Annotated in this window: 20 protein-coding genes; 13 read left to right on the top strand and 7 right to left on the bottom strand. The window is 68.2% G+C overall.

Annotated features, from left to right (window positions below; genetic code table 11):
* Positions 1–120: 120 nt before the first annotated feature.
* Positions 121–435 carry a hypothetical protein gene (locus ACF8NF_RS20785; RefSeq protein ID WP_016446792.1) on the bottom strand — a complete coding sequence of 105 codons (315 nt, stop codon included), beginning with the start codon at positions 433–435 and terminating at the stop codon, positions 121–123.
* Positions 436–597: 162 nt separating this feature from the next.
* Between ACF8NF_RS20785 and ACF8NF_RS20780 the strand changes: the two genes are divergently transcribed.
* From ACF8NF_RS20780 to ACF8NF_RS20760, 5 genes are all read left to right on the top strand, one after another.
* The gene (locus ACF8NF_RS20780) at positions 598–1,317 is read left to right on the top strand and encodes a methylated-DNA--[protein]-cysteine S-methyltransferase (protein ID WP_392451197.1); all 720 of its coding nucleotides are present in this window, start codon (positions 598–600) and stop codon (positions 1,315–1,317) included.
* A gap of 137 nt (positions 1,318–1,454) precedes the next feature.
* On the top strand, positions 1,455–2,246 hold the full coding sequence (locus ACF8NF_RS20775) for an SDR family oxidoreductase (RefSeq protein ID WP_016452876.1): 792 nt from the start codon (positions 1,455–1,457) through the stop codon (positions 2,244–2,246).
* Between the two features lie 117 nt (positions 2,247–2,363).
* The gene (locus ACF8NF_RS20770; protein ID WP_016446794.1) at positions 2,364–2,786 is read left to right on the top strand and encodes a PaaI family thioesterase; all 423 of its coding nucleotides are present in this window, start codon (positions 2,364–2,366) and stop codon (positions 2,784–2,786) included.
* A 98-nt stretch (positions 2,787–2,884) separates the two neighbouring features.
* A complete protein-coding gene (locus ACF8NF_RS20765) occupies positions 2,885–3,901 on the top strand; it encodes an NADP-dependent oxidoreductase (RefSeq protein WP_207442709.1) in 1,017 nt (338 codons plus the stop codon).
* A 29-nt stretch (positions 3,902–3,930) separates the two neighbouring features.
* Complete coding sequence (locus tag ACF8NF_RS20760; protein WP_017407325.1) at positions 3,931–4,836, top strand: SDR family oxidoreductase; 906 nt, start codon at positions 3,931–3,933, stop codon at positions 4,834–4,836.
* 3 nt (positions 4,837–4,839) lie between these two features.
* Here ACF8NF_RS20760 and ACF8NF_RS20755 read toward each other — a convergent pair whose 3' ends face one another.
* Entirely contained in the window at positions 4,840–5,538 is a 699-nt protein-coding gene (locus ACF8NF_RS20755) for a DUF1566 domain-containing protein (protein ID WP_016446796.1), read from the bottom strand.
* Positions 5,539–5,721: 183 nt separating this feature from the next.
* Here ACF8NF_RS20755 and ACF8NF_RS20750 point away from each other — a divergent pair, with 183 nt between their 5' ends.
* The 6 genes from ACF8NF_RS20750 (at position 5,722) to ACF8NF_RS20725 (ending at position 14,985) form a co-directional block, all read left to right on the top strand.
* On the top strand, positions 5,722–6,963 hold the full coding sequence (locus tag ACF8NF_RS20750) for a multidrug effflux MFS transporter (RefSeq protein ID WP_392451196.1): 1,242 nt from the start codon (positions 5,722–5,724) through the stop codon (positions 6,961–6,963).
* Positions 6,960–8,387: an MFS transporter gene (locus tag ACF8NF_RS20745; protein WP_392451194.1), complete on the top strand. Its 1,428-nt coding sequence runs from the start codon at positions 6,960–6,962 to the stop codon at positions 8,385–8,387. The genes ACF8NF_RS20750 and ACF8NF_RS20745 overlap by 4 nt, the downstream gene beginning before the upstream one ends.
* A 166-nt stretch (positions 8,388–8,553) precedes the next feature.
* A complete protein-coding gene (locus ACF8NF_RS20740; RefSeq protein ID WP_392451193.1) occupies positions 8,554–9,933 on the top strand; it encodes an efflux RND transporter periplasmic adaptor subunit in 1,380 nt (459 codons plus the stop codon).
* 18 nt (positions 9,934–9,951) lie between these two features.
* Entirely contained in the window at positions 9,952–13,140 is a 3,189-nt protein-coding gene (locus ACF8NF_RS20735; protein WP_017407320.1) for an efflux RND transporter permease subunit, read from the top strand.
* A gap of 8 nt (positions 13,141–13,148) precedes the next feature.
* Positions 13,149–14,606, top strand: coding sequence for an efflux transporter outer membrane subunit (locus ACF8NF_RS20730; protein WP_017407319.1), 1,458 nt, complete (start codon positions 13,149–13,151; stop codon positions 14,604–14,606).
* Positions 14,607–14,655: 49 nt separating this feature from the next.
* Positions 14,656–14,985, top strand: coding sequence for an antibiotic biosynthesis monooxygenase (locus ACF8NF_RS20725; protein ID WP_016446802.1), 330 nt, complete (start codon positions 14,656–14,658; stop codon positions 14,983–14,985).
* On the opposite strand, the gene ACF8NF_RS20720 is transcribed toward ACF8NF_RS20725, so the two are convergent.
* Positions 14,970–16,052: a DUF72 domain-containing protein gene (locus tag ACF8NF_RS20720; protein ID WP_392451192.1), complete on the bottom strand. Its 1,083-nt coding sequence runs from the start codon at positions 16,050–16,052 to the stop codon at positions 14,970–14,972. The two genes, ACF8NF_RS20725 and ACF8NF_RS20720, sit on opposite strands and share 16 nt — an antisense overlap.
* Positions 16,053–16,257: 205 nt before the next feature.
* Here ACF8NF_RS20720 and ACF8NF_RS20715 point away from each other — a divergent pair, with 205 nt between their 5' ends.
* Both ACF8NF_RS20715 and ACF8NF_RS20710 read left to right on the top strand, forming a co-directional pair.
* The gene (locus ACF8NF_RS20715; protein WP_392451191.1) at positions 16,258–18,609 is read left to right on the top strand and encodes a Tex family protein; all 2,352 of its coding nucleotides are present in this window, start codon (positions 16,258–16,260) and stop codon (positions 18,607–18,609) included.
* A 28-nt stretch (positions 18,610–18,637) separates the two neighbouring features.
* Entirely contained in the window at positions 18,638–19,477 is an 840-nt protein-coding gene (locus ACF8NF_RS20710; protein ID WP_016446805.1) for an HDOD domain-containing protein, read from the top strand.
* A 15-nt stretch (positions 19,478–19,492) separates the two neighbouring features.
* Here ACF8NF_RS20710 and ACF8NF_RS20705 read toward each other — a convergent pair whose 3' ends face one another.
* The 4 genes from ACF8NF_RS20705 to ACF8NF_RS20690 all read right to left on the bottom strand — a co-directional run bounded on the left by ACF8NF_RS20705 (position 19,493) and on the right by ACF8NF_RS20690 (position 23,653).
* Positions 19,493–20,722, bottom strand: coding sequence for an SEL1-like repeat protein (locus tag ACF8NF_RS20705; RefSeq protein ID WP_212646254.1), 1,230 nt, complete (start codon positions 20,720–20,722; stop codon positions 19,493–19,495).
* A 39-nt stretch (positions 20,723–20,761) separates the two neighbouring features.
* Entirely contained in the window at positions 20,762–22,399 is a 1,638-nt protein-coding gene (locus ACF8NF_RS20700; RefSeq protein WP_043790348.1) for a DUF4384 domain-containing protein, read from the bottom strand.
* 235 nt (positions 22,400–22,634) lie between these two features.
* Positions 22,635–22,958, bottom strand: coding sequence for a hypothetical protein (locus ACF8NF_RS20695; RefSeq protein ID WP_227472563.1), 324 nt, complete (start codon positions 22,956–22,958; stop codon positions 22,635–22,637).
* 197 nt (positions 22,959–23,155) lie between these two features.
* A complete protein-coding gene (locus ACF8NF_RS20690) occupies positions 23,156–23,653 on the bottom strand; it encodes a hypothetical protein (protein ID WP_047475133.1) in 498 nt (165 codons plus the stop codon).
* Positions 23,654–24,303: the final 650 nt, after the last annotated feature.

Genomic DNA, 24,303 nt, shown 5'->3' with positions numbered 1-24,303 from the left:
CCGGTGGAACCGCTTGGAACCAGGCAGGGGCCGACGAAAAGGTCTGCCAGTGTATGCAGTTTGGGGCCCAGCCCAGGCAAACCCGGGCTCAGGCCCCATTCAGCGGTGCTGCGGGCAGGCTCAATGCCGCCAGCCGCGGCGCACCTCGAAGAAGCTGCACTCGCCATCGCCCAGGCCCTGCATGCCGGCCTCGGTGGCGGCGCGGGCGGCTTTCATCCAGCGGGTGAAGGCGAGCTTGGCGTCTTCGCTGATTTCCTCTGGAGGCATGTCCTCCAGCCCCTGTACGAGCGACAGGGTTTCGCTGACCTGCTCGGCACTGCCGAGCTGGCGTTCCAGCACGCGGGCATAGCGTGCCTCGGCCTTGTTGCGTTCCTGCTCGGGCAGGTTGGGGTAGTCACACAAGGTGACGGTGAAGGCGGCTTCTTGCATGTCCATGGTTCATGAGATGAGGATGATGACTGGCGAAATATACAGTAATAACTGGCTGCACATCCAGTACTTATCCAGTGTTTTTTACAGTGTTGTGCCGGTGGGGTCGCTGCGGGCAGCGGCGGCAGCCATGCGGCCACAATCGCCTGCAAGGAGAAAACCACCGCCATGACGAACGAATCGACCACGGGCAGCCCGGCCTGGGACCCCGAAGCCACGGGCCATGCGCTGTTTGCCACGCGCTTGGGGCCCTGCGGCGTGGCCTGGGGCGAATGCGGCCTTGCGGCCTTTCAGTTGCCCGAGGTGGACGGCCCGGCTGCCACGCGCACGCGCATGCTGCGCGGCGTGCAATCGCGCAGGCCCGGCAGCTATGCGGCAGCGGTGCGCGCCGAGGACCTGCCGGCCAGCGTGGCGCAGGCCATCGCCGGCGTGCAGGTGCTCATGGCGGGCCATGGCGAATGGACCGTGGAGCCTTCCGCGCCCAGCGCGCAGCCGTTGCGTGACGGCCCGGTGCTGCCCGACCTGCGGGCACGGCGCATGCTGCCCGCAGGCCAGGCATTGCCGGATCTGGCCGAGCTGGCGCTGGACTGGCACGGTGTGTCGGAATTTCACCGCCGCGTCTACGAGCTGACGCGTGCCATCGCTCCCGGCCATACGCGCACCTATGGCGAGATCGCGCGCGCGTTGGGCGAGGTGGGCCTGTCGCGCGCCGTGGGACAGGCGCTGGGCCTCAACCCCTTCGCGCCCGTGATTCCCTGCCACCGCGTGCTGGCCGCCGGCGCCCAGCCGGGCGGTTTTTCGGGCGGCGCAGGTGCGCTGACCAAGCTGCGCATGCTGGAGATCGAGGGTGCGGCCTGGGGCGGCACGCGCTCGCTGTTCGGGGATTGACGGGCCGGACACGCATGTGACATGCGGCACGGCGGGGCGGCTTGCACAATCGCCGCTGCAGGCCGTCCCGGCAGGGGAGGGCCGCCCTCCATTCCACCCATGACCGGCACACAAGACCCGGACCAGGAGACAGACGAATGACTCGCAATGTGCAGCAACTTTTCGACCTCACCGGCAAGACCGCCCTGGTGACCGGCGGCTCGCGCGGCCTGGGCCTGCAGATGGCCCATGCGCTGGGCGAGGCGGGCGCCAGGATCATGCTGAGTTCGCGCAAGGCCGCCGACCTGGAGGAAGCCGCTGCCGAGCTGCAGGCCGCAGGCATCGACGCCCGCTGGATCGCCGCCGACTGCGCCAACGAGGCCGACATCGAGCGCCTGGCCGCCGAGACCCTGGAGCGCCTGGGCCAGGTGGACATCCTCATCAACAACGCGGGCGCCAGCTGGGGCGCGCCGGCCGAGGAGCACCCGGTGGCCGCCTGGGACAAGGTGATGAACCTCAACGTGCGCGGCTACTTCCTGCTGAGCCAGCAGATCGCGCGGCGCAGCATGATCCCGCGCAAGACCGGGCGCATCATCAACCTGGCCTCCATCGCAGGCCTGGGCGGCAACCCGCTGGGCATGAAGACCATTGCCTACAACACCTCCAAGGGAGCCGTCATCAACTTCACGCGCGCGCTGGCCGGCGAGTGGGGCGTGCATGGCATCACCGTCAACGCCATCTGCCCGGGCTTTTTCAAGACCAAGATGGCCAGCGTGCTGATCGAGACCCTGGGCGAGGACGAGATGAAATCCCATGCCCCGCTGCGCCGCCTGGGCGACGACGAGGACCTCAAGGGCCTGACCCTGCTGTACGCCAGCGACGCGGGCAAGCACATCACGGGCCAGTGGATGGCCGTGGACGGCGGCGTCAGCGCCCTGGTGGGCGGCTGAACGCGGTGGCGCTGCTGCCGAGGTGACAGTTTTTCCCGCAGATCGTGCCGCCGCGCGCCATGGTGCCTTCGGGCGCCCTTATGCTCGCCTGCATTGCGATCTGAACTGGAGAATTTCGTGCTGGATTTTGGCCACCCCATCCCCTTCGTCGACCACCTGGGTTTCACCCTGCACCGCATGGAGGACGGGGAGTCCGAACTGCGCTTCGAGGCGCGTCCCGAGCACCTGAACACCTTTGACGTGACCCACGGCGGCGCCACCATGACCCTGCTGGACGTGACCATGGCCGTGGCCGCACGCAGCCTGCAGCGCGACATGGGCTGCGTGACCATAGAGATGAAGACCAGCTTCATGCAGCCGGCGCGCGGCCCCCTGGTGGCCAAGGGCGTGGTGCTGCACCGCACGCGTTCCATGGCCTATACCGAGGCGCGCGTGTTCGATGCCTCGGGCCGGCTGTGCAGCCATGCGACCGGAACGTTCAAGTACATGCCGCGCGTGGCCAAGCCGGCCGCCGCCGAGACAACCCTCGCCACGGACTGATCCGCACGGCGAATTTGCCAGATACCCAATGCCACACGCCAGCCCCGGCAGCACCGGGAACTGGTTCCATTGTTTGTGATGCCACCGGAGGTTTTCCCATGCCCGTGAACCAGCAGATCCTGCTCGACAACCGCCCCGAGGGCGAAGCCGTGGAAAGCAATTTCCGCCTTGTCAGTACCGAGACCCCGGCGCTGGCCGAAGGCCAGGTGCTGGTGCGCCACCACTACCTGAGCCTGGACCCCTACATGCGCGGCCGCATGAATGACAGCAAGAGCTATGCCCAGCCGCAGCCGCTGGGCGAGGTCATGATCGGCGGCACCGTGGGCGAGGTGGTGGAAAGCCGCCATCCCAAGTTTGCCGTTGGCGACAAGGTCGTGGGCATGGGCGGCTGGCAGGAATACAGCGTGGTCGATGGCGATGCGCCCGGCATGCTGCGCAAGGTGGACACCACCCATGTGCCGCTGTCGCACTACCTGGGCGCCGTGGGCATGCCCGGCGTGACGGCCTGGTACGGCCTGGTCAAGATCATCGCCCCCAAGGCCGGCGAGACCGTGGTGGTCAGCGCCGCCACGGGCGCCGTGGGCAGCGCGTTCGCGGCCCTGGCCAAGGCACGCGGCTGCCGCGTGGTGGGCATTGCGGGCGGCCCCGAGAAGTGCCGCTACGCCACCGAGGAGCTGGGCTTCGACGCCTGCATCGACTACCGCGAGCACCCCGACACCAAGACCATGGCCAAGGCGCTCAAGGACGCCTGCCCGCAGGGCATCGACGGCTACTTCGAGAACGTGGGCGGCTACATCCTCGACGCCGTGCTGCTGCGCACCAACGCCTTTGCGCGCATCGCGCTGTGCGGAATGATCGCCGGCTACGACGGCACGCCGCTGCCCATGACCAATCCCGCGCTCATCCTGATCAACCGCATCCGCATCGAAGGCTTCATCGTCAGCGAGCACATGGAAGTCTGGCCCGAGGCGCTGCAGGAATTGGGCCGCCTGGTGGGCACCGGCAAGCTGCGCCCGCGCGAGAGCATTGCCGAAGGCATTGCCTCCGCACCTTCCGCTTTCCTGGGTCTGCTCAAGGGCAAGAACTTCGGAAAGCAACTCGTCAAATTGATCTGAACCACCACAAAAAACCAGGAGACAAGGGAATGATCAAGAACTTCAAGGGCAAGACGGCCGTGCTGACGGGCGCGGGCTCGGGCTTCGGCCTGGAGTGCGCGCGCATTGGCGCGAAGCTGGGCATGAACCTGGTGCTGGTCGATGTGCAGCAGGAGGCGCTGGACAAGGCTGCCGCCGAGTTCGAAGGGCAGGGCGTGCGCGTGCTGGCACGCCGCGTGGATGTGTCCGACGCTGCCCAGATGCAGGCCCTGGCCGACGAGGTGCGCCAGCAGTTCGGCGCGCCGCACTTCGTGTTCAACAACGCAGGCGTGGGCGCGGGCGGGCTGGTCTGGGAGAACACGCTGGAAGATTGGCAGTGGGTGCTGGGCGTCAACCTCTGGGGCGTGATCCACGGCGTGCGGCTGTTCACGCCCATGATGCTGGAGGCGGCCAAGGCCGATCCGTCCTTCGAGGGCCACATCGTCAACACGGCCAGCATGGCCGGGCTGCTGGCGCCTCCCAACATGGGCATCTACAACGTCAGCAAGCATGCCGTGGTCAGCCTGACCGAGACGCTGTACCAGGACCTGGCCCTGGTCTCCGACCAGATCAGCGCCAGCGTGCTGTGCCCCTTCTTCGTGCCTACGGGCATCAGCCACAGCGAGCGCAACCGGCCCAGCCATCTGGCCGCGCAGCCGCTGACGGCCAGCCAGAAGATAGGCCAGGCCATGAGCGAGAAGGCCGTGGGCTCGGGCAAGGTCACGGCCCCCGATGTGGCGCAGAAGGTCTTCGACGCCATTGCGGCCAACCAGTTCTACATCTACAGCCATCCGCAAGCCCTGGGTTCGGTCCAGACCCGCATGGAGGATGTGGTGCAGGGCCGCAACCCCACCGACCCGTTCGCGCACAAGCCCGAACTGGGCGCCAGCCTCAAGGCCTCGCTGCGCGCGGCCTGAGCGTCAGTCCTCTTCGTCCGGGTCCGGCCTGTGGGGGGCTGGCCTGGCGGGAGCCTCGGCCTTTTCATCGGGCGGCGCGGAGGGCAGGGGCCGCACCAGCCGCACCATGAGCTGGTTGCCGCGCCCCATGTCGGGCCGCGTCTCCAGGCTGTCGAGGTCAATCGCCCAGGCCTGCTGGGCCGACAGCTGCGTACCGGCGCTGCCCGAGATGTTGCTGTAGTTGTAGGGATTGACGGGCCGTGCGTTCACCGCTGCCGTGCCCGTCCAGTGCCAGCCGCGCGGCGCGCCCGGGAACAGCTCGGGCGACAGGCCTTGCGGCCGTATATCGCGCGAGATCAGCCGGCGCATCTCGTTGACGCGCGGCAGGCGCCAGCGCACGCCGTCCTGCTTGGCCCGCTCGGCGGCCAGGGCCTGCGCCTGCTTGTGCGTGAACAGCTCCGGCAGGCCCGCGCAGGTCTTGCCATTCCAGTGCATGCCTTCCACGCAGCGCGGCCACAGCAGGCGGGCGCGGCGGTCGATCACGTCGCGGCCGTCTTCGGACACTTCCAGCATGGCAGTGGCGCCGGCCTTGGCGTCACCGCGGGCCTGCGGCGGCGCCGCATGGGCCGGGCCCTGCATGCACGCGCCCAGCAGCAGGGCGGCAAGCAGGGGCCTTGGCAATGCGTTGAGGGTCGGCAGGAAGAGGGGCGTGGTTGAGTGCATGGGGTGTCTATGCTGCTGTGTTGGCAATCTCGTATCCGAGCGTAACAGGGTTGCGGCCCCGCAAACTTGTGCCACGGCAAGCCGCCAGCGCCGCACGCGCCGGCCTGCCTGCCCAGGAAATGTGAGCACCGCCCTGCAGCCCGCAGCGCTTGCCGCCACAATGGCGCGTCTATGTCTGCGTCTATGCCTTCTCCCTCTTCTTCTCCCGCTTCCCCTGATTCCCACACGCTGCGCCTGGTGCTGATCCTGGGCCTGCTCTCGGCCATCGGCCCGTTTGCCATCGACATGTACCTGCCCGCGCTGCCCCAGATCGGCAGCAGCCTGGGCGCCCAGGTGGGCGCGGTGCAGGCCAGCCTGACGGCCTTCTTCCTCTCGCTGGGCGTGGGGCAGCTGCTGTACGGGCCGGTCTCGGACATGGTGGGGCGCAAGCCGCCGCTGTACTTCGGCCTGGCCGTGTTCGCGCTGGCCAGCGTGGGCTGCGCCATGGCCACCAGCATCGAGACGCTGGTGGTGCTGCGCTTCATCCAGGGCCTGGGCGCGGCCGCCGGCATGGCCGTGCCGCGCGCCGTGGTGCGCGACCTGCACACCGGCCATGCGGCGGCCCGCATGATGTCGCTGCTGATGCTGGTGTTCAGCGTCTCTCCCATCCTGGCGCCGCTGGCCGGCAGCGGCGTGATCGCCGTGAGCAGCTGGCGCGGCGTGTTCTGGGCCGTGGCCGTGGCGGCCGTGATCGGCCTGGCGGCCGTGTTCATGGGCCTGAAGGAAACGCGCGGGGCCGCCGCGCGGCTGGACAGCAGCGTGGCCGGCGCACTGCGCGCCTATGGCGTGCTGCTGCGCGACTGGCATTACCTGGGCCTGGTCTTCATCGGCGGCTGCGCCATGGCGGGCTTTTTCGTCTACCTGGCTGGCTCGCCCTTTGTGCTGATCAACTACTACGGGCTCAGCTCCACCCAGTACAGCCTGGCCTTCGGGCTCAACGCCATCGCCTTCATCGGCGCGGCGCAGTTCACGGGCTGGCTGGGCCAGCGTTTCGGCCTGGTGCGCGTGGTCAAGGTGGCGGCCACCGGCTCGGGCCTGGTGATGCTGTCGCTGCTGTCGTACTACCTGCTGGGCGGTGAGCGGCTGGCCGTGCTGGTCGGCCTGTACTTCGTGGCCAGCGCGCTGATGGGGCTGGTGATTCCGACGACCTCGGTGCTGGCGCTGGAGGAGCACGGCGCCATCGCCGGCACGGCCTCGGCGCTGCTGGGCACGCTGCAGATGCTGTCGGGCGCGGCGGCCATGCAGATCGTGGGCCTGTTCTCCACGGGCAAGCCCCTGCCCATGGTGGTGGGCATGGCCACGGGCGCGCTGATCGGCGTGGCGCTGGCCTGGATCACGCTGGGCGGCGCACGTGCCCACCGCGTGGGTGCAAAGGGCCATTCATGAGCGTGGCTCCCGCAGCAGAGGCTGGTGGGCCTGTACCCGACGGACTTGCGTCCGGCCCCCGCGGCCAGGCCATGCTGGTCATCATCCTGGGGCTGACGCTGTCGGTGCTGGACAGCACCCTGGTCAATCTGGCACTGCCAGCCATGGCGCGCGAGCTGCAGGCCAGCTCGGCCCATACGCTGTGGGTGGTCAATTCCTACCAGCTTGCCAGCCTGGTGCTGCTGCTGCCGCTGGCGGCCCTGGGCGAACGCCTGGGCTACCGCCGCGTGTATCTGATGGGCATGCTGGTGTTCTCCCTGGCCTCGCTGGCAGCCATGCTGGCCACATCGCTGCCCACGCTGGTGGCTGCGCGGGCGCTGCAGGGCCTGGGCGCTGCGGGCGTGATGAGCGTCAACGCCGCCCTGGTGCGGCTGATCTATCCGCGTGCCTTGCTGGGCCGGGGCATGGCCGTCAATTCGCTGGTGGTGGCCACGGCATCCATGGCCGGGCCCTCGGTGGCGGCGGCCATTTTGTCGGTGGCCAGCTGGCCCTGGCTGTTTGCGGCCAACCTGCCGCTGGGCCTGTTCACGCTGTGGCTGGGACGCCGGGCGCTGCCGGCCAATGCGGTGCCGGCACACGCGGGCGCGCGGCTGTCGCCGCTGGATGTGCTGCTCAACATCCTCATGTTCAGCCTGATCTTCCTGGGCGGCGAGCAGCTGGGCATGCGCGCCGGCGGTGCCCAGTCGTCCCTGCCTTCGGGTTGGTGGCTGCTGGGCGCGGGCCTGCTGGTGGGGCTGTGGTATGTGCGCCGCCAGTGGCGCCTGCCTGCGCCGCTGCTGCCGGTGGACCTGCTGCGCATTCCGGTGTTCGCGCTGTCCATGTGCGGATCGGTGAGCGCCTTTTGCGCGCAGATGCTGGCCTACCTGGCCCTGCCTTTCCTGCTGCTGGAGTCGCACGGCATGTCGCCCATCGAGGCCGGGCTGCTGATCACGGCCTGGCCGCTGGCCACGGTGATGACGGCGCCCATTGCGGGCCGGCTCATCGGCCGCTATGCGGACGGGCTGCTGGGCGGCATCGGCATGGCCATGTTCGCCTGCGGCCTGTGGGCGCTGGCGGCCATGCCCGATGCGCCCTCGACCCTGGACATGGTCTGGCGCATGCTGCTGGCGGGCAGCGGCTTTGCGCTGTACCAGTCGCCCAACAACCACACCATCGTGACCTCGGCGCCGCTGGCGCGCAGCGGCGCGGCCGGCGGCATGCTGAGCTCGGCGCGGCTCACGGGGCAGACGCTGGGGGCCGTGGTGCTGGCCACCATCTTCACCGTCTCGGGCGGGCATGGCGGCCATGCCGAAATCGTGGCCCTGGCCGTGGCGGGCTGCTTTGCGGCCATGGCGGGCGTGTTCAGCATGCTGCGCGTGCGCACGGCGCCCGCCGCCAGGCACTGAACAGACCGGCAAATGGCATTGAACTTGCATGTGTCGGCGCGCTCCGACACCTGCATCATCCTGGATGGTCTTGCCGCGAGACTGCGGTGGCATGCCATCCACTTTACAAACAAGAAATATGGGCACTGCACAATCGTGCGATGCCCCCAACGACTTCGCTGTTCCTATGAATTTTGACGTGCCTCTTTCGCCGAGTACGCGCCTTGCGGCGCCTTCCGATTCCCAGCCCGGCGCAGGGCACGCACAACCTTCTGCCTCGCTTGCACGCAGCAAGCGCCCCGGTGCTGCCGTGCTGTGCGCGCTGGCACTGGCCGCCAGCCTGGCCGCCTGCTCCAGGCAGGATGCAGCGCCCGCCGCCGCAGCCAAGGCTGCGCCCGAGGTGGGCGTGGTCACGCTGCAAAAGCAGAGCCAGCAGCTGGAGGCCACGCTGCCGGGCCGCACACGCGCCTCGCTGACCGCCGAGGTGCGGCCCCAGGTCTCGGGCATCGTGCAAAAGCGCCTGTTCACCGAAGGCGCCCTGGTGCGCCAGGGCCAGCAGCTCTACCAGATCGACGCGGCCTCGCTGCGCGCCACCGAGGCCAGCGCCCAGGCGGCCCTGGCCAAGGCCGAGGCCAGCGCCCGCACGCTGGAGGCCACGTCGCGGCGCAATGCCGAGCTGGTCAAGATCGATGCCATCAGCCAGCAGGCGTTTGAAGAAAGCCAGGTCGCCGCAGCCCAGTCGCGCTCGGACGTGGCCGTGGCCAAGGCCAATCTGGAGACCGCGCGCATCAACCTCAAGTACAGCCGCATCGAGGCGCCCATCAGCGGGCGCATCAGCCTGTCCACGGTGACGCCGGGCGCGCTGGTGACGGCCAACCAGACGGAGGCGCTGACCTCCATCGTGCAGCTGGACCCCATGTATGTGGACTTCACCCAGTCCACCAGCGAGCTGCTGCAGCTCAAGCGCGACTGGGATGCCGGGCGCTTCCAGAAGGTGGAGGGCGACAAGGTCGCCGTGCGTATCCGCCTGGACGATGGCACGGAATACGGCCACCAGGGCAAGCTGCAGTTTGCAGGCGTGATCGTCAATGCCACCACGGGCAGCGTCACGCTGCGCGCCGTGGTGCCCAACCCGCAGGGCCTGCTCATGCCCGGCATGTATGTGCAGGCGCTGCTGCCCACGGGCCTGGCGCCCGAGGCGCTGCTGGTGCCCCAGCAGTCGGTGACGCGCGACCTGACCGGCAAGGCCAGCGTGCTGGTGGCCAAGGCCGACGACGTGATCGAGCGCAGGCCCGTGAACATCGACCGCGCCGTGGGCAATATGTGGCTGCTGCAGGACGGCCTGTCGGCCGGCGAGCGCGTGGTGGTCGATGGCTTCCAGCGCATCAAGCCCGGCGACAAGGTGCGTGCCGTGGAGGTGGACCTGCGCGCCAAGGCCCAGGCCCGCAAGGGCAAGCCCGCTGATGGCCCGGCAGCGGCGGCCGCGCCTGGCGCTGCCGACAAGGCTTCCGCGGCCGCTGAACCTGCTCCTGCACCCGCAGCGGCTCCGGCCCCTGCGGCCCGGTAAGCCGCAGGAACCCGTCACATGGCTCAGTTCTTCATCAACCGGCCCATCTTCGCGTGGGTCATCGCCATCGTCATCATGCTGGGCGGCGCGCTGTCCATCTTCACGCTGCCGCTGGAGCAATACCCCGACATCGCGCCGCCGCGCGTGACCATCGGCGCGCAGTACACGGGCGCCTCGGCCGAGACGGTCGAGAACTCGGTGACCCAGATCATCGAGCAGCAGCTCAAGGGCATCGACAACATGCTCTACATGAGCTCCACGTCCGACGCCTCGGGCCGCGCGCGCACCACGCTGACCTTTGCGCCGGGCACCAACATCGACGTGGCCCAGGTGCAGGTGCAAAACAAGCTGCAGTCCGCCGTGAACCGCCTGCCCGACGCCGTCAAGAGCCGGGGCGTGTTCGTGAACAAGGGCGGCCAGGACTTCCTGGTCACCTACAGCTTCTTCTCCAAGGACCCGGCCATGACCGCGGTCGACATCGGCGACTACCTCACCAGCAACCTGGTCGACGTGATCGGCCGGCTGGACGGCGTGGGCGATGTCAACGTCTTCGGCACCAACTATGCGATGCGCATCTGGATGGACCCGGCCAAGATGGAGAAGTACGCGCTGATGCCGTCGGACCTGGTCAATGCGCTGAACTCGCAGAACGCCCAGGTCTCGGCCGGCCAGCTGGGCGCGCTGCCCGCCGTCGCGGACCAGCAGCTGAACGCCACCATCACGGCGCGCACCAAGCTCAAGACGGTGGAGCAGTTCGAGGACATCGTCCTGAAGTCGTCCGTGGACGGCTCGGTGGTGCTCATGAAGGACGTGGCCCGCGTGGAGCTGGGCGCCGACAACCTGACCATCAAGGCCAAGCTCAACGGCCTGCCGGGCGCGGGCATGGGCATCGTGCTGGCCGATGGTGCCAACGCCATGAACGTGGCCGACACCATCGCCGCCAAGCTGGCCGAGCTCAAGCCCTTCTTTCCCAACGAGATCGACTACTTCGTCAGCTCGGACTCCACGCCCTTCGTGCGCGCCTCCATCAAGGAAGTGGTCAGCGCGCTGGGGGAGGCCATGATCCTCGTGGTCATCGTGATGTTCATCTTCCTGCAGAACTTCCGCGCCACGATGATCCCCGCCATCGCCGTGCCCGTGGTGCTGCTGGGCACCTTCGGCGTGCTGTCGCTGGCCGGGTACTCGATCAATACGCTGACCATGTTCGCCATGGTGCTGGCCATCGGCCTGCTGGTGGACGATGCCATCGTCGTGGTGGAGAACGTCGAGCGCGTGATGCACGAGACGGGCATGTCGCCCAAGCAGGCCACGCGCCAGTCCATGCGCGAGATCACGCCAGCCCTGGTGGGCATCGGCGTGACGCTGTCGGCCGTGTTCGTGCCCATGGCCTTCTTCGGCGGCTCCACGGGCGTGATCTACCGGCAGTTCTCCATCACCATCGTCGCGGCCATGGCGCTGTCGGTGTTCGTGGCGCTGACGCTCACGCCGGCGCTGTGCGCCACGCTGCTCAAGCCGCCCGCAGCGGGCGGGGCAGGGCATGACCGCCCGATCCGCAGCGGCATCCTGGGGGTGAACGACCGGTTCTTCCGCTGGTTCAACCACCATTTCGACGCCACGGCCGCGCGCTACCAGGGCACGGTGGCGTACTCGCTGCGCCGCGCCAAGCGCATGATGCTGATCTTCCTGGCCGTCTGCGGCGTGGTCTGGCTGCTGATGGCGCGCCTGCCCACGTCCTTCCTGCCCGACGAGGACCAGGGCTTTGTCTTCGTCAACATCAACCTGCCCTCGGGCGCGGCCGACACGCGGCTGCAGGGCGTGCTCGACGAGGTGCGCGACTACTTTGCCAGGCAGCCCGACGTGCTGAGCTTCTACCAGGTCTCTGGCCTGAACGGCGACCAGGCCTCGGCACGCGCCTTCGTGCGGCTGAAGACCTGGGAGGAGCGCCCGCTGCCGGGCCAGTCGGCCTCCGAGATCGCGCACCGGGCGACCCGGGAGCTGGCCTCCATCCGCGATGCGCGCGTGCTGGTCATGCTGCCGCCGGCCGTGCGCGGCCTGGGCTCCAGCTCGGGCTTCAACTTCATGATCAAGGACATGAACGGCCTGGGCCACCAGGCGCTGCTGCAGGCCAAGGAAAAATTCCTGACCGAGGCCCGCAAGCGCCCCGAGCTCACCAATCTGCGCATGACCAACCTGGAGGACGCCAGCGAGCTGCGCCTGGACATCGACGACCGCAAGGCCGCCGCGCTCGGCCTGTCGTACACCGACATCAACAGCGTGCTGTCCAGCGCCATGGGCGGCACCTATGTCAACGACTTCCTGAACAACGAGCGCGTCAAGCGCGTCTACATCCAGGGCGATGCGCCGCACCGCATGCTGCCCCAGGACATCGCCAAATGGACGGTGCGCAACGGCAAGGGCGAGATGGTGCCGTTCAGCGCCTTCTCCAGCAGCTATTGGGCCTACGGTTCGCCCCAGCTCATGCGCTACAACGGCAACCCGGCCTACGAAATGGAAGGCCGCGCCGCGCCGGGCGTCAGCTCGGGCACGGCCATGCAGATCGTCGAGGACATCCTGCGCACGCTGCCGGCCGGCATAGGCTACGAGTGGACGGGGGCCTCGCTGCAGGAGCGCCAGTCGGGCGCGCAGGCGCCGCTGCTGTACGCCATCTCCATCCTCTTCGTGTTCCTGTGCCTGGCGGCGCTGTACGAGAGCTGGACCGTGCCGCTGTCCGTGATGCTGGCCGTGCCGCTGGGCGTGGTGGGCGCGCTGGCCGCCACCTATACGCGCGGGCTGACCAATGACGTGTACTTCCAGGTGGGCCTGCTGACCACGGTGGGCCTGGCATCCAAGAACGCCATCCTGATCGTGGAATTTGCCGTGCAGCTGCAGGAGCAGGGCAAGAGCATCTTCGACGCCGTGGTCTCGGCCGTGCGCCTGCGCCTGCGGCCCATTTTGATGACCTCGCTGGCCTTCGGCTTCGGCGTCATTCCGCTGGCCATCGGCACGGGTGCCGGCGCGGGCGGGCGCAATGCCATCGGCACGGCCGTGCTCGGCGGCATGCTGGCCTCCACGGTGCTGGGCATCTTCCTGGTGCCGGTGTTCTTCCTGCTGATCCGCAGCTGGTTCAAGAGCCACTCGCGCACGGATGAAGAAAGCCCGCAGCAGGCAACCGACTCACCCCATACCACCAAGGAGAGCGCAGCATGAGGCGCCGAATGCACCGTTCCACCCTCGCCGCTGCGGCCGCGCTGGCGGCCCTGCTGTCCGGCTGCAATCTTGCGCCGCAGCACCGCACGCCGGACATGCCCGTGCCCGACACGGTGGGCAGCACCGCAGCCAATCCGGCACAGGCCGACGAGGCCAGCCTGCAGGCGGCCGCCGCGCTGGACTGGGTGCAGTCCCGGCAGCTGCGCGAGGTCATTGCGCTGGCCCTGGCCAACAACCGCGACCTGCGCGTGGCCGTGGAGAACATCGAGCGCGCGCGTGCCCAGTACGGCATCACGCGCGCCGACCTGCTGCCCAGCGTCAACGCCCAGGCCCAGGCCAGCCGTGCGCGCACGGCCGCCGGCATGACCAGCGCCACGCAGGCGGCATCGGTCAGCACCCAGTACACGGCCCAGCTGGGCTTTGCCAGCTACGAGATCGACCTCTGGGGCCGCGTGCGCAACCTCAGCGAGGCCGCGCTGCAGCAGTTCCTGCAAAGCGAGCAGAACCGGCGCAATGTGCAGATCGGCCTGGTGGCCGACGTGGCCAACGCCTGGCTCACGCTGGCCGCCGACCAGGCCCGCCTGCAGCTGGCACGCGACACCCTGGCCAGCCGCGAGAAGGCCTACGAACTGACGCGGCGCATGCATGAGATAGGTTCGACCTCGGGCCTGGTGCTGGCCCAGAACCAGACCACGGTGGACACGGCGCGCGGCGACGTGGCCAGCTTCACCTCCCAGGTGGAGCGTGACCGCAACGCCCTGCAGTTGCTGGTGGGCGGTCCGCTGCCCGACAGCCTGCTGCCCGGCGCCGCCACGCTGCGCGCCGGCGCCCAGCCTGCGGCGGCGCTGCAGCCCGTGCCTGCACCGCTGCCCTCCAGCGTGCTGCTGGTGCGCCCCGATATCCAGGCCGCCGAGAACAACCTGCGCGCCATGGAGGCCAACATCGGCGCCGCCCGCGCAGCCATGTTCCCCACCATCAGCCTCACGGCCAGCGTGGGATCGGGCAGCCGCGAGCTCGATGGCCTCTTTGGCGGCAGCAGCAGCACCTGGAGCTTCATCCCCCTGGTGCGCCTGCCCATCTTCGACGGTGGCCGCAACCGTGCGGGCGTGCAGGTGGCCGAGGCCAACCAGCGCATCGCCATCGCCCAGTACGAGAAGGCCGTGCAGACGGCCTTCCGCGAGACCGCCGACGTGCTGGCCGACCGCGCGCAGTGGGACGAGCGCCTGGCCGCCCAGACCAGCATGGTCGCGGCCACGCAGAAGGCCTTCGACCTGTCGGAGGCACGCTTCAAGGCCGGCGTGGACAACTACCTCACCGTGCTGGATGCGCAGCGCAGCCTCTACACGGCCCAGCAGACCCTGATCGGCCTGCGCCTGTCCGAGCAGCTCAACCGCGTCACGCTGTGGAAGGTGCTGGGCGGCGAGCAGGTGCAGGCGCCGTCCGCCTCTGAGCCGGCGAATTCCTGAGCGCGGGCGGTGTATTCTGCGGGCCCGCAGAACTTGCCGCCCGACCACGATGAGCCCCTTTGCCAACACCCCCGAGCCGCCTTACTACGCCGTCATCTTCTCGTCGCGCAGAACGCCGGACGACGATGATGGCTACGGCCTCATGGCCCAGCGCATGGTGGACCTGGCCGCGCAGCAGCAGGGTTTCCTGGGTGCGGAAAGCACGCGCGGCGAGGACGGTTTCGGCATCACCGTGTCCTACTGGTCCACGGCCGAATCCATCGCGCGCTGGAAGCAGGATGCCGAGCACCTGGTCGCCCAGCAACTGGGCAAGGACGCCTGGTACGAGCACTATGAATTGCGCGTGGCCCGCGTGGAGCGCGCCTACGGCAAGCGCTGAACCCGGGCCGCCTCCGCCTGGACCACGGCCTCGGCCAGCAGCGCGATGGAGCGCGGCGCGCAGCCCTCTGCATCGTTGCTCACCGTCACGAAGGCGGGCAGCCCGCGGCTGGTGATGCCATCGATGGTCTTGGCGAGGATGGCGCGCGTGTGCGCATCGGGCGTGCGGATCTCGTCGAAGGGGTCGTGCTTCTTTTGCGCATCGGGATAGCCGTAGGCACCGAACTCGCGGTTCAGGTTCCAGCGGCAGACCAGCGGGGTGGGCCACAGCCCGCGCAGAAAAACCAGTTGCTCCTCGATGGGGGGCATCTTGCCGTGCAGTCCCAGGCAGAAGGTGGCGCCACTGGCGTGCAGGGTGTCGGCCAACTGCGGCGTCAGCAGCTCCGGGTCGCGCACCTCCACCGCCACGATGATCTGCGCGCCCAGCGGATGGGCGGCCAGCGCCGCGCGCACCGCCTCCAGCATGGCCTGAAGCCGCGCCAGCAGTTCGGTGGGGCGGCTGAGCAGGCCCCAGGTCATCGGGCTGAGCTGGAACACCAGCACGCCCAGCCGCTCGCCCAGCCCTTCGAGCGTGGGCTCGACGAAGCTGGTGACGGCCAGATCGGGTTGAAGGAACACCGGGTTCAGCGACATGCCCTTGCCGTCCTCGTCACGCACCTGCGCGTCGGTAACCACGGATGGGCACTTGACCACGAAGCGGAAATCGGCCGGCACCTGGCCCGCGAAGGCCAGGTACTGGCTGGCCGTCAACGGCCTCCAGAAGCTGCGGTCCACGCAGACCGTTCGCATCAACGGATGCCGGCCATAGGCCTCCAGTCCCTTCTTGGCCAGCACGCTTTTGTCATAGGCGCCATCCCAGATCAAACCTTCCCAGCCCGGGTAGGACCAGGTGGAGACTCCCATGCGCAGGCCCTGCGCAAGCTGGTCCGCCAGCGCCTGCCATAGCAGGGCCTGGGGCGCCAGCTGCACGGCGCCGGCGGCCTTGCGCGGTGCCGGTGTGCGGCCGGCAGGCGCAGGCGGCGGGGTAGGGGCCGATGGTGGGGGAGAACCGAACAGATCGTCTTGCATTCGAAGCTGGTGATTGTGGCAGAGGGTGCCTGCCTGCCGCAGGGCCCCGGCAAAAGCAGGCAGTGGATTGATTTTGCAAGCCCTTGAATTCATTGGCCTGCAAGAAATGCTTGCATTTGCGGGTCGGCCGTGAGCGGCCCGGCCCGAATCGCGTGTGGCACACTTGGCCGCTTTTCCGGATTCCACGCCACGGGGCGCCTCTCGAATGCAAAAAATCATTGCCCAAATCGCCGCAGAACTGAATGTCAAGCCGCAGCAGGTGGGTGCCGCGGTCGAATTGCTTGATGGCGGAGCCACGGTTCCGTTCGTCGCGCGCTACCGCAAGGAAGTCACGGGCGGACTGGACGACGCTCAGCTGCGCCAGCTCGACGAACGCCTGGGCTACCTGCGCGAGCTGGAGGACCGCCGGGGCGCGGTGCTCAAGGCCATCGACGAGCAGGGCAAGCTGACCGACGCGCTGCGCCTGGCCATTGCCAATGCGCCCACCAAGCAGGAGCTGGAGGACATCTACCTGCCCTTCAAGCAAAAGCGCCGCACCAAGGGACAGATCGCCAAGGAATTCGGCATCGAGCCGCTGGCCGACAAGCTATTTGCCGACCCCACGCTGGACCCGCACAAGGAGGCCGAGGCCTTCTGCAAGCCGGCCACCACCCTGGACGACGGCAAGCCGGGCCCTGATTTCTCGACCACGTTGGCCGTGCTCGATGGTGTGCGCGACATCCTGTCCGAGCGCTGGGCCGAAGACCCGGCCCTGGTGCAGAAGCTGCGCGAATGGCTGTGGGAAGACGGCCTGCTGCGCTCCAAGAAGGTCGAATCCAAGAACGAGAACGACCCCGAGGTCGCCAAGTTCCGCGACTATTTCGAATACGACGAGCCCATCGGCCGCGTGCCTTCGCACCGCGCGCTGGCGGTGTTCCGCGGCCGCGCGCTGGAAATCCTCGAGGCCAAGCTGGTCCAGCCCGTGGAGCCCGAGCCCGGCCAGCCCAGCCTGGCCGAAGGCAAGATCGCCCTGCACCTGGGCTGGAGCCACGCCAAGCGCGCCAGCGACGACCTGATCCGCAAGTGCGTGGCCTGGACCTGGCGCGTCAAGCTCAGCCTGTCCACCGAGCGCGACCTGTTCTCGCGCCTGCGCGAAGACGCCGAGAAGGTGGCCATCAAGGTCTTTGGCGACAACCTGCGCGACCTGCTGCTGGCCGCCCCTGCGGGGCAGCGCGCCGTCATCGGCCTGGACCCGGGCATCCGCACGGGCGTCAAGGTGGCCGTGGTGGACAGCACGGGCAAGCTGGTGGACACCACCACCATCTACCCGCACGAGCCGCGCCGCGACTGGGACGGCTCCCTGGCCGTGCTGGCCCGCCTGGTCGAAAAGCACCAGATCAACCTGATCGCCATCGGCAACGGCACGGCCAGCCGCGAGACCGACAAGCTGGCCGCCGACCTGATCAAGATCGCCAGCAAGGCCGACCGCCAGATCGAGAAGGTCGTGGTCAGCGAGGCTGGCGCTTCTGTGTATTCCGCCAGCGAGTTCGCCTCGCAGGAAATGCCCGACGTGGACGTGAGCCTGCGCGGGGCCGCCAGCATTGCGCGCCGCCTGCAGGACCCGCTGGCCGAGCTGGTCAAGATCGACCCCAAGAGCATTGGCGTGGGCCAGTACCAGCACGACGTGAACCAGAGCGAGCTGGCGCGCCAGCTCGACGCCGTGGTCGAGGACTGCGTGAACTCCGTGGGCGTGGACCTGAACACGGCCTCGGCGCCGCTGCTGTCGCGCGTCTCGGGCCTGTCGGGCAGCGTGGCCAAGTCGGTGGTGCGCTGGCGCGATGCCAACGGCTCCTTCAGGAGCCGCAAGCAGCTGATGGACGTGGCCGGCCTGGGCGCCAAGACCTTCGAGCAGGCGGCGGGCTTTCTGCGCATCCGCGGCGGCGACAATCCGCTGGACATGACGGGCGTGCACCCGGAAACCTACCCGGTGGTCGAACGCATCATTGCCACCACGGGCAAGAGCGTGGACCAGCTCATGGGCCGCTCCGAAGTGCTCAAGGGCCTGAAGGCCGAGCAGTTCGTGAGCGAGCAGTTCGGTGCCATCACCGTCAAGGACATCCTGGGCGAGCTGGAAAAGCCCGGCCGCGATCCGCGTCCGGACTTCGTCGTGGCCCGTTTCAATGACGGGGTGGAGGACATCAAGGACCTCAAGGAAGGCATGACGCTGGAGGGCACGGTCAGCAACGTGGCCCAGTTCGGCGCCTTCGTGGACCTGGGCGTGCACCAGGACGGCCTGGTCCACGTCAGCCAGATGAGCCACAAGTTCGTCGAGGACGCGCGCGAGGTGGTCAAGACCGGCCAGATCGTCAAGGTCAAGGTGCTGGAGGTCGATGTGGTGCGCAAGCGCATCAGCCTGACCATGAAGCTGGATGCGGCACCGGCGCGGCGCGACGGCCCCCGTGACAACCGCTTCGAGAGCGCAGGCCGCGGCAGCCAGGGCGGGCCGCGCCGTGCGCCCGAGCCGGTGCAGCAATCGGCCATGGCCTCGGCCTTCGCCAAGCTGCAGACCCGCAAGTAGTCCCGCGCACGGCAAGGCAGGAAACGCGATGGCTGCGCATGCACTGGACCTGCAGACGCTGTTGGCACAGGCCCTGGCCCTGCCGGCGCAGCCGCGCATCGTGGCCTTGCTGCTGCGCGAGCTGGTGCCCGAGCAGCCCAGCCTGCGCCGGCTGAGCCAGCTCTTCGCAGCCGATCCTGCGCTGGCCGCCGGGCTGCTGGCCCAGGCCAACGGCCCGGTGTTCGGCATGGCGGGACGTGTCACCGGCATTCCCGAGGCGCTGGCCCTGCTGGCGCCCGCGCAGCTGCGCCAGATCGTGCGGGGCATACCGCTGGGCGTGGGCGCCCATGCCGTGCCGGGCATGGCCATGCCGGCCTTCTGGCGCTACAGCGTGGAAGCCGCCCGCGTGGCGCGAGCGCTGGCCGGCACCGTGCAGGCCAGCCCCACGGCGGCCTATGCCGCAGGGCTGATGCACGGCCTGGGGGAGCTGGCCATGCACATGATCGACCCCGGCCGCGCCGCCACCATCACCGAACTGGTCGGCCCGCTGGACCCGCGTCGCGCCGAGCTGGAAATGCGGCTGTGCGGCTACACATACAGCCATGTCAGTGCGGGCCTGGCCCGCCGCTGGAACCTTCCGCCGCTGCTGGCCGATGCGCTGCAGCACCTGTACGCGCCGCTGGCCCAGCCGGGCTTCGATCCGCTGGCCTGCGTGCTGCACATCGCTGCCTGGCGCGCCCGCTCGCGCGAGGCGCAGTGGGACGAGCGTGCCCTGGCCGTGAGCTTTCCCGGCGAAGTGGGCGTGGCCCTGGGCCTGGACATCGACATGGTCCTGCGCCAGGACCCGGTGGACTGGATGGCCGACACCGGCCTGGACGTGGTGCTGTAGCGCCTCGCTCCTGCCTCAGTGCCTGTGCCAGGGCGCCGGCACCATGTCGAACAGCGGCGTGGGATCGCGCCGGTAGGGCGCGGGGCTGACGGGCGCCATGGGCTGCATGGTCATGGGGTCTATGCGCGCCAGCTGCTGCATCCATCCGATGTCCACGCCGCCGCCCGGTGCGGGGCGCGAGTAGATCAGCTCCAGCATGCGACGCGATGCCACATGGCCGTGGGATGCGGCCTGCTGGTACAGGCGCAGCGCCTCGGTGTAGTTGGCCGGCACGCCGTCGCCGCGGTGGTAGCGCTGCGCCTGCTCCCATTGCTGCTGGGCCGTGACGGGCTGGCGCACCTGGATGTCCTGCTCGCTGGGCGCTCCACTCAGCTGCGGCGTGCGCTGCATGGCCTGCGGCCCCTGCGCTGCAGGCGTGGAGCTGCCCTGCGCCGACACCAGCTGGCCTGCGGGCCGCAGGCGCTCGCCCAGCATCTGTGCATTGGTCGCGGCGCTGGATGAGCGCGCCGCTGCCGCGCGGAACTGGCGCAGCGCTGCCTCGGGCTCGTCCTGTGCGAGCAGGGCCAGGCCCCATTCCAATTGGGCGCCGGGGCTGCCGGAGCGCGCTGCGCGCTGCAGCAGTTCCTGGTCGGGCGTGCCAGCCACGGCCAAGGCCTCGCCCACGGGTTCGGCCGTGGACAGCGGTGCCAGGCGCCGCGCCAGCAGCCATTCCAGGTACTGGGCGCGGGCCAGATCGGTCTTGGCCAGCTGGGCGATCCAGGGCCTTGCGGCCGGTGGGTCGGGCGGCTGGCCGCAGCCGTCCATGGCGCACCAGGCCAGTCCCGCACTGGCCAGCGGATGGCCGGCGCGCTGCGCGCGCTCGAACCATTGCCTGGCCTGCGGCCCGTCCTGCGCCATGGCAATGCCATGCAGTGCCAGCAGGCCCATCACCCATTGCGCCTCGCGCTGCGTGGCCAGGCTCACGCCCTTGCCTTCGGCGCGGCTGCGTAGCTGGGACAGGGCCCGTTGCTGGGCGGTGTCCGAGGTCGAGGTGATGTTGCTGGTGCCCGGCTGGGAACCGTACACGCTGGCCGTCGCCACCCGAATGGGCATGACCGGCGTGAAGCGGGCCGCCGCCTGCACATGCGGCAGTACGGCGGGAGCCAGACCTGGCAGCACCACCAGCAGTCCGGGCAGCACAAGCCTTGCGGTCAGGCGCAGCCCGATGCGCCGCCGTGGCGGGGATTCATGAGCGCTGGAGGGCATGGCAATTGCCTCTGTTTGGCTTGTGACGTGCACCGCTCATCAGCGCTTGGCCTGGGCCGGAACCACCTGCCAGAAGCGGGCCGAGCCGGTGTACTGGTCGGCGCCCAGAGAGTTGGCCATGTACTGATTGACATCCTCCAGGGAGCGCATGCCCGGGATGGCGATGAAGGCCTTGCCCTGGAGCAGCGTGGGTAGCTTGTCGGTCATGTTCTGCTCGGTGGCGAAGCAGGCCACGCCTTCCTTGCCGGGAGGCCCGGCGTTGATGACGTAGCCGGGGTTGGGACTCATCCAGTCTGGCAGGCGAACGGATTGGGCGGCGGTGATCCAGCCCGAGCGGTTCACATCGTTGGGCACCAGCCGGGTGACCTCTCCATCGGCACCGGCCATGAAGCACGACAGGTAGGAGGCGCGCGACACGGTGGTGGACAGGAACAGCTGCTCACCCGTCTCGAAAGAGGTGCGCGTGGGCGTGATGTTCTCCACCCACAGGTCCAGCTTGCGGTCGGGCGCGGGGGCGCCGTAGCGGTAGTCACCCGTGGCCACGGCCACGTTCTCGGAGGCGGTGGTGACCGGTGCCGCACTCTTGGTGTTCCAGCCGATGCGCGTCATGTGTCCATCGGCGCTGACGGCCACGAAGTCTCGCAGTGCGCGCTCGTAGGTGCTGAAGTCCACCACGCCATTGACCACCATGCCGCTGTCGGCCTGGAAGCGCCCTATGGCCTCGCGCCACTGCGGGTTGCCTGCGGTGAAGGCCGGTGCGTCGGGCGGCAGATAGCCCTTGCTGATCAGCGACTGGCGCACCAGCTCCTGGTGGATGCCGGCTTCGCCTTCCTCATACCAGTCGCGCAGCTGACGCTGGAAGTCGGGATGGGTCTGGTCCAGCGTCAGGCACTGCCAGTAGGGCAGGCGTGACCATTTGCCCAGCAGCTCGATCATGCCCAGCTCGACCAGGGTGCGCACGGCCGGGCCCGAGCCCTGGGCATAGTCGCGGCCCACGCTGAACTGCACGCCGTAGTTGCCGATACGGCCCGACAGGTCAAGGCCCTGGCTGCCGTTGCCGATGACGACTTCGTTGGCCGAATCCAGGCCCGGAATGATGGTGCGCGTGCGGAAGTCGCCCAGGTGCAGCTCCATGCCCAGCACGGCGCCGCTGCGGTTGGCGCTGTAGCCGGTTTCCAGGCGCGAGGCGCTGGTGCCTATGTCCACGTTGTTGCGCAGCACGTTCTGGTCCATGAAGGACACGGCGCCCGACACATACAGGGCCGGGCGCTGCAGCTGGATCTGGTTGTTGTTGAGCAAGATGGTGGTGAGGTTCTGCACCGTGTCCTGGCGGGCGATGTCCACCTCATAGTCCACGTAGCGGAAGGCGCTGCTGACGCGCGACATCTGGGACAGGGCGGTGACCACCATCTCCTTGGCGGCCACGGCCACGCGGCCCGAATAGTCGGGCAACTGCTTGCTGGTGATCAGCACCGTGGGCATGTGGCTGTTGCGGAACATCCTGTCCATGCACATCAGCGAATCGGAGAAGCTCGATATGGAGCGCACCGGCCGCACCACCGGGCGGTCGGCCGCATAGACTTTTTCCAGGTATTTGGAATCCTTGCGCGCATCCAGCGGCGCGCAACCCGACAGCAGCACGATGGATGCCGATACCGCGCAGGCCACCACCCGCATACAGCCCTGTCTGCCAGCCCATCGCTGGCGGAAAGTCCCTCGGTTGTCCGCATGTCCGCCGAATGCCGGCTGCAGCGCGGCATCGGGGCGGGGAAGTCCTGGCGTTGGAAGGCGTTTGCGCATGATGGACCTCTGCTGGAAAACGGCGAGCCAGGGCACTGGCGCCCAGGGGCACCGGCACCGGAAATGGGTTTTGGAAATGAAAGGCGGCCGGTTCGCGGGCCGCCTGGCCGCACTAGCGGCAGACGTTGATCAGGTCGCCCTTGAGGACCACGATCTGGTCCTTGGTCTGTGGCCCGTAGCGGTTGAACGCGCTGGCGTTGGTGTTGCTGGCCAGGTCCTGGGTGCAGGTGCGCTGCATGCCCGTGCTGCTCGTCGTAGTCGTGGTCACCACGTTCGCCTCGGTGGAGATGCCGGGAGCATTGGTCATGGACATGGCTTCGTAGCGCGCGATCTTGGCCTTGACGTTGATGGGGATGTCAGTGACGGTGTCCAGCCCCGACGATGTCTGCTGCTTGGCCGTGGGCAGTCTCAGATAGTCGACAGGCTTGCTGAGCACCACTGGATCTTCGCCGGGGGCTGCTGCATGAAGGGGGGGCGCTCCGAGTGCGAGCCAGGCCAGTAGGGCAGCCGAACAGAGATGGGCGGCGGTGTGCATGGTGGGCTCTCCTGGTGCGGTGAGCTGGCTATTCGCCGGGAAGGTGCTGCCGGAAGGCCTGGGGCCGTCCGGCAGTGTCCTTCGTCCGGCAGTCAGGCTCAGTGGTTGTTGTAGCAGGTCACGCAGCCGTTGTTGCTGGAGATGTTCTGTACTGCCATGGAACCGTTACCGGCATAGTTGACGATGCCCGAGTTCTTGGCAGCCACCACCTGGATCGAAGTGTTCTTGACTTCCACTTCGCCATAGTTGGAGGCCAGGTTGTTGACGGCCACTGCTGCGTAGCCATCGGCCTTGTTCAAGATGCCGCTGCCGGTGGCAGCGACGACCTGCAGAGAGCTGCCACTGCGGTCGATGGTGACGTTGCCTGCATTGCTGGCCAGGTTCTGGGAGGCCTTGCCACCGCCCGTTGCTACGTTGAGCACGCCGCTCCTGTTCAGCAGGGTGACCTGAACGCTGGGGCCGTTGATTTCGATCTGGGAACTGCTGCTGCCGCCGCCGCCGCCGCCACCACCGCCACCGCCACCGCCACCGCCCATGGGGCCAGCCATGGCTGCTGTTGCGATCAGGCTCAGGGAAAGAATTGCAAGCGATTTCATGATGGCTCCTTGATAAGGAATCGGACTACCAGGAAAAGGTGTGTAAGCACCCGTTTTTCAGACACTTTGCGGAGGTTTCCGGCCTTGTCTCCCTGGACCCCAGCTCGTTGTCTGGACTCCAATGTGCTTGGGGTGCCCCTGCCGTTCCATCTCTTGTACGGGGTAGCCGTGAGCGCTGATCCACGTGGCGGGTACTTACCCGTGCAAACCTTTGGCTGGCGGGCTGCATCGCGTTAAAGCAGCGGCATTGGGAGGTGAATGGAGTTGGGTAGTTTCAAGGTGTAACGACAGAAAATTTGCAGTTGCAGCTTCGCTTCAGGCCGTTGATCCGGCGGGCATGGGGCCATCCAGACAACCCGGTGTATCGAATTGCATACGCTCGGTGCAGGCGCAGGAGGAAGGCGTTGAACCGGGGGCTGTCATGAGGCTGGATCAAGGGGAGGATGGCGGGCATCGGGAAGGGCATGGCCTGCCAGGCCCGACAGGCCTGCCGGTCAGGTGATCAAGAAAGTACGGACCCGGCTTCTCACACAAATGTGTTAATTTGCAAGCTACGCAATCTTTCACAAACTTCGTCAAAGATTGTGGATATCGGTGGCGATTTCTCTTAATGTGAAAGGCGCGTATGTGATCGGTTGCGTCATATACAT

This window comes from Delftia sp. WSY_22 (assembly GCF_043104185.1).
Classification (GTDB): domain Bacteria; phylum Pseudomonadota; class Gammaproteobacteria; order Burkholderiales; family Burkholderiaceae_C; genus Comamonas; species Comamonas tsuruhatensis.
Note: the sequence above shows the minus strand (reverse complement) of the source record. Positions and strands in the feature narration are given on the sequence as shown.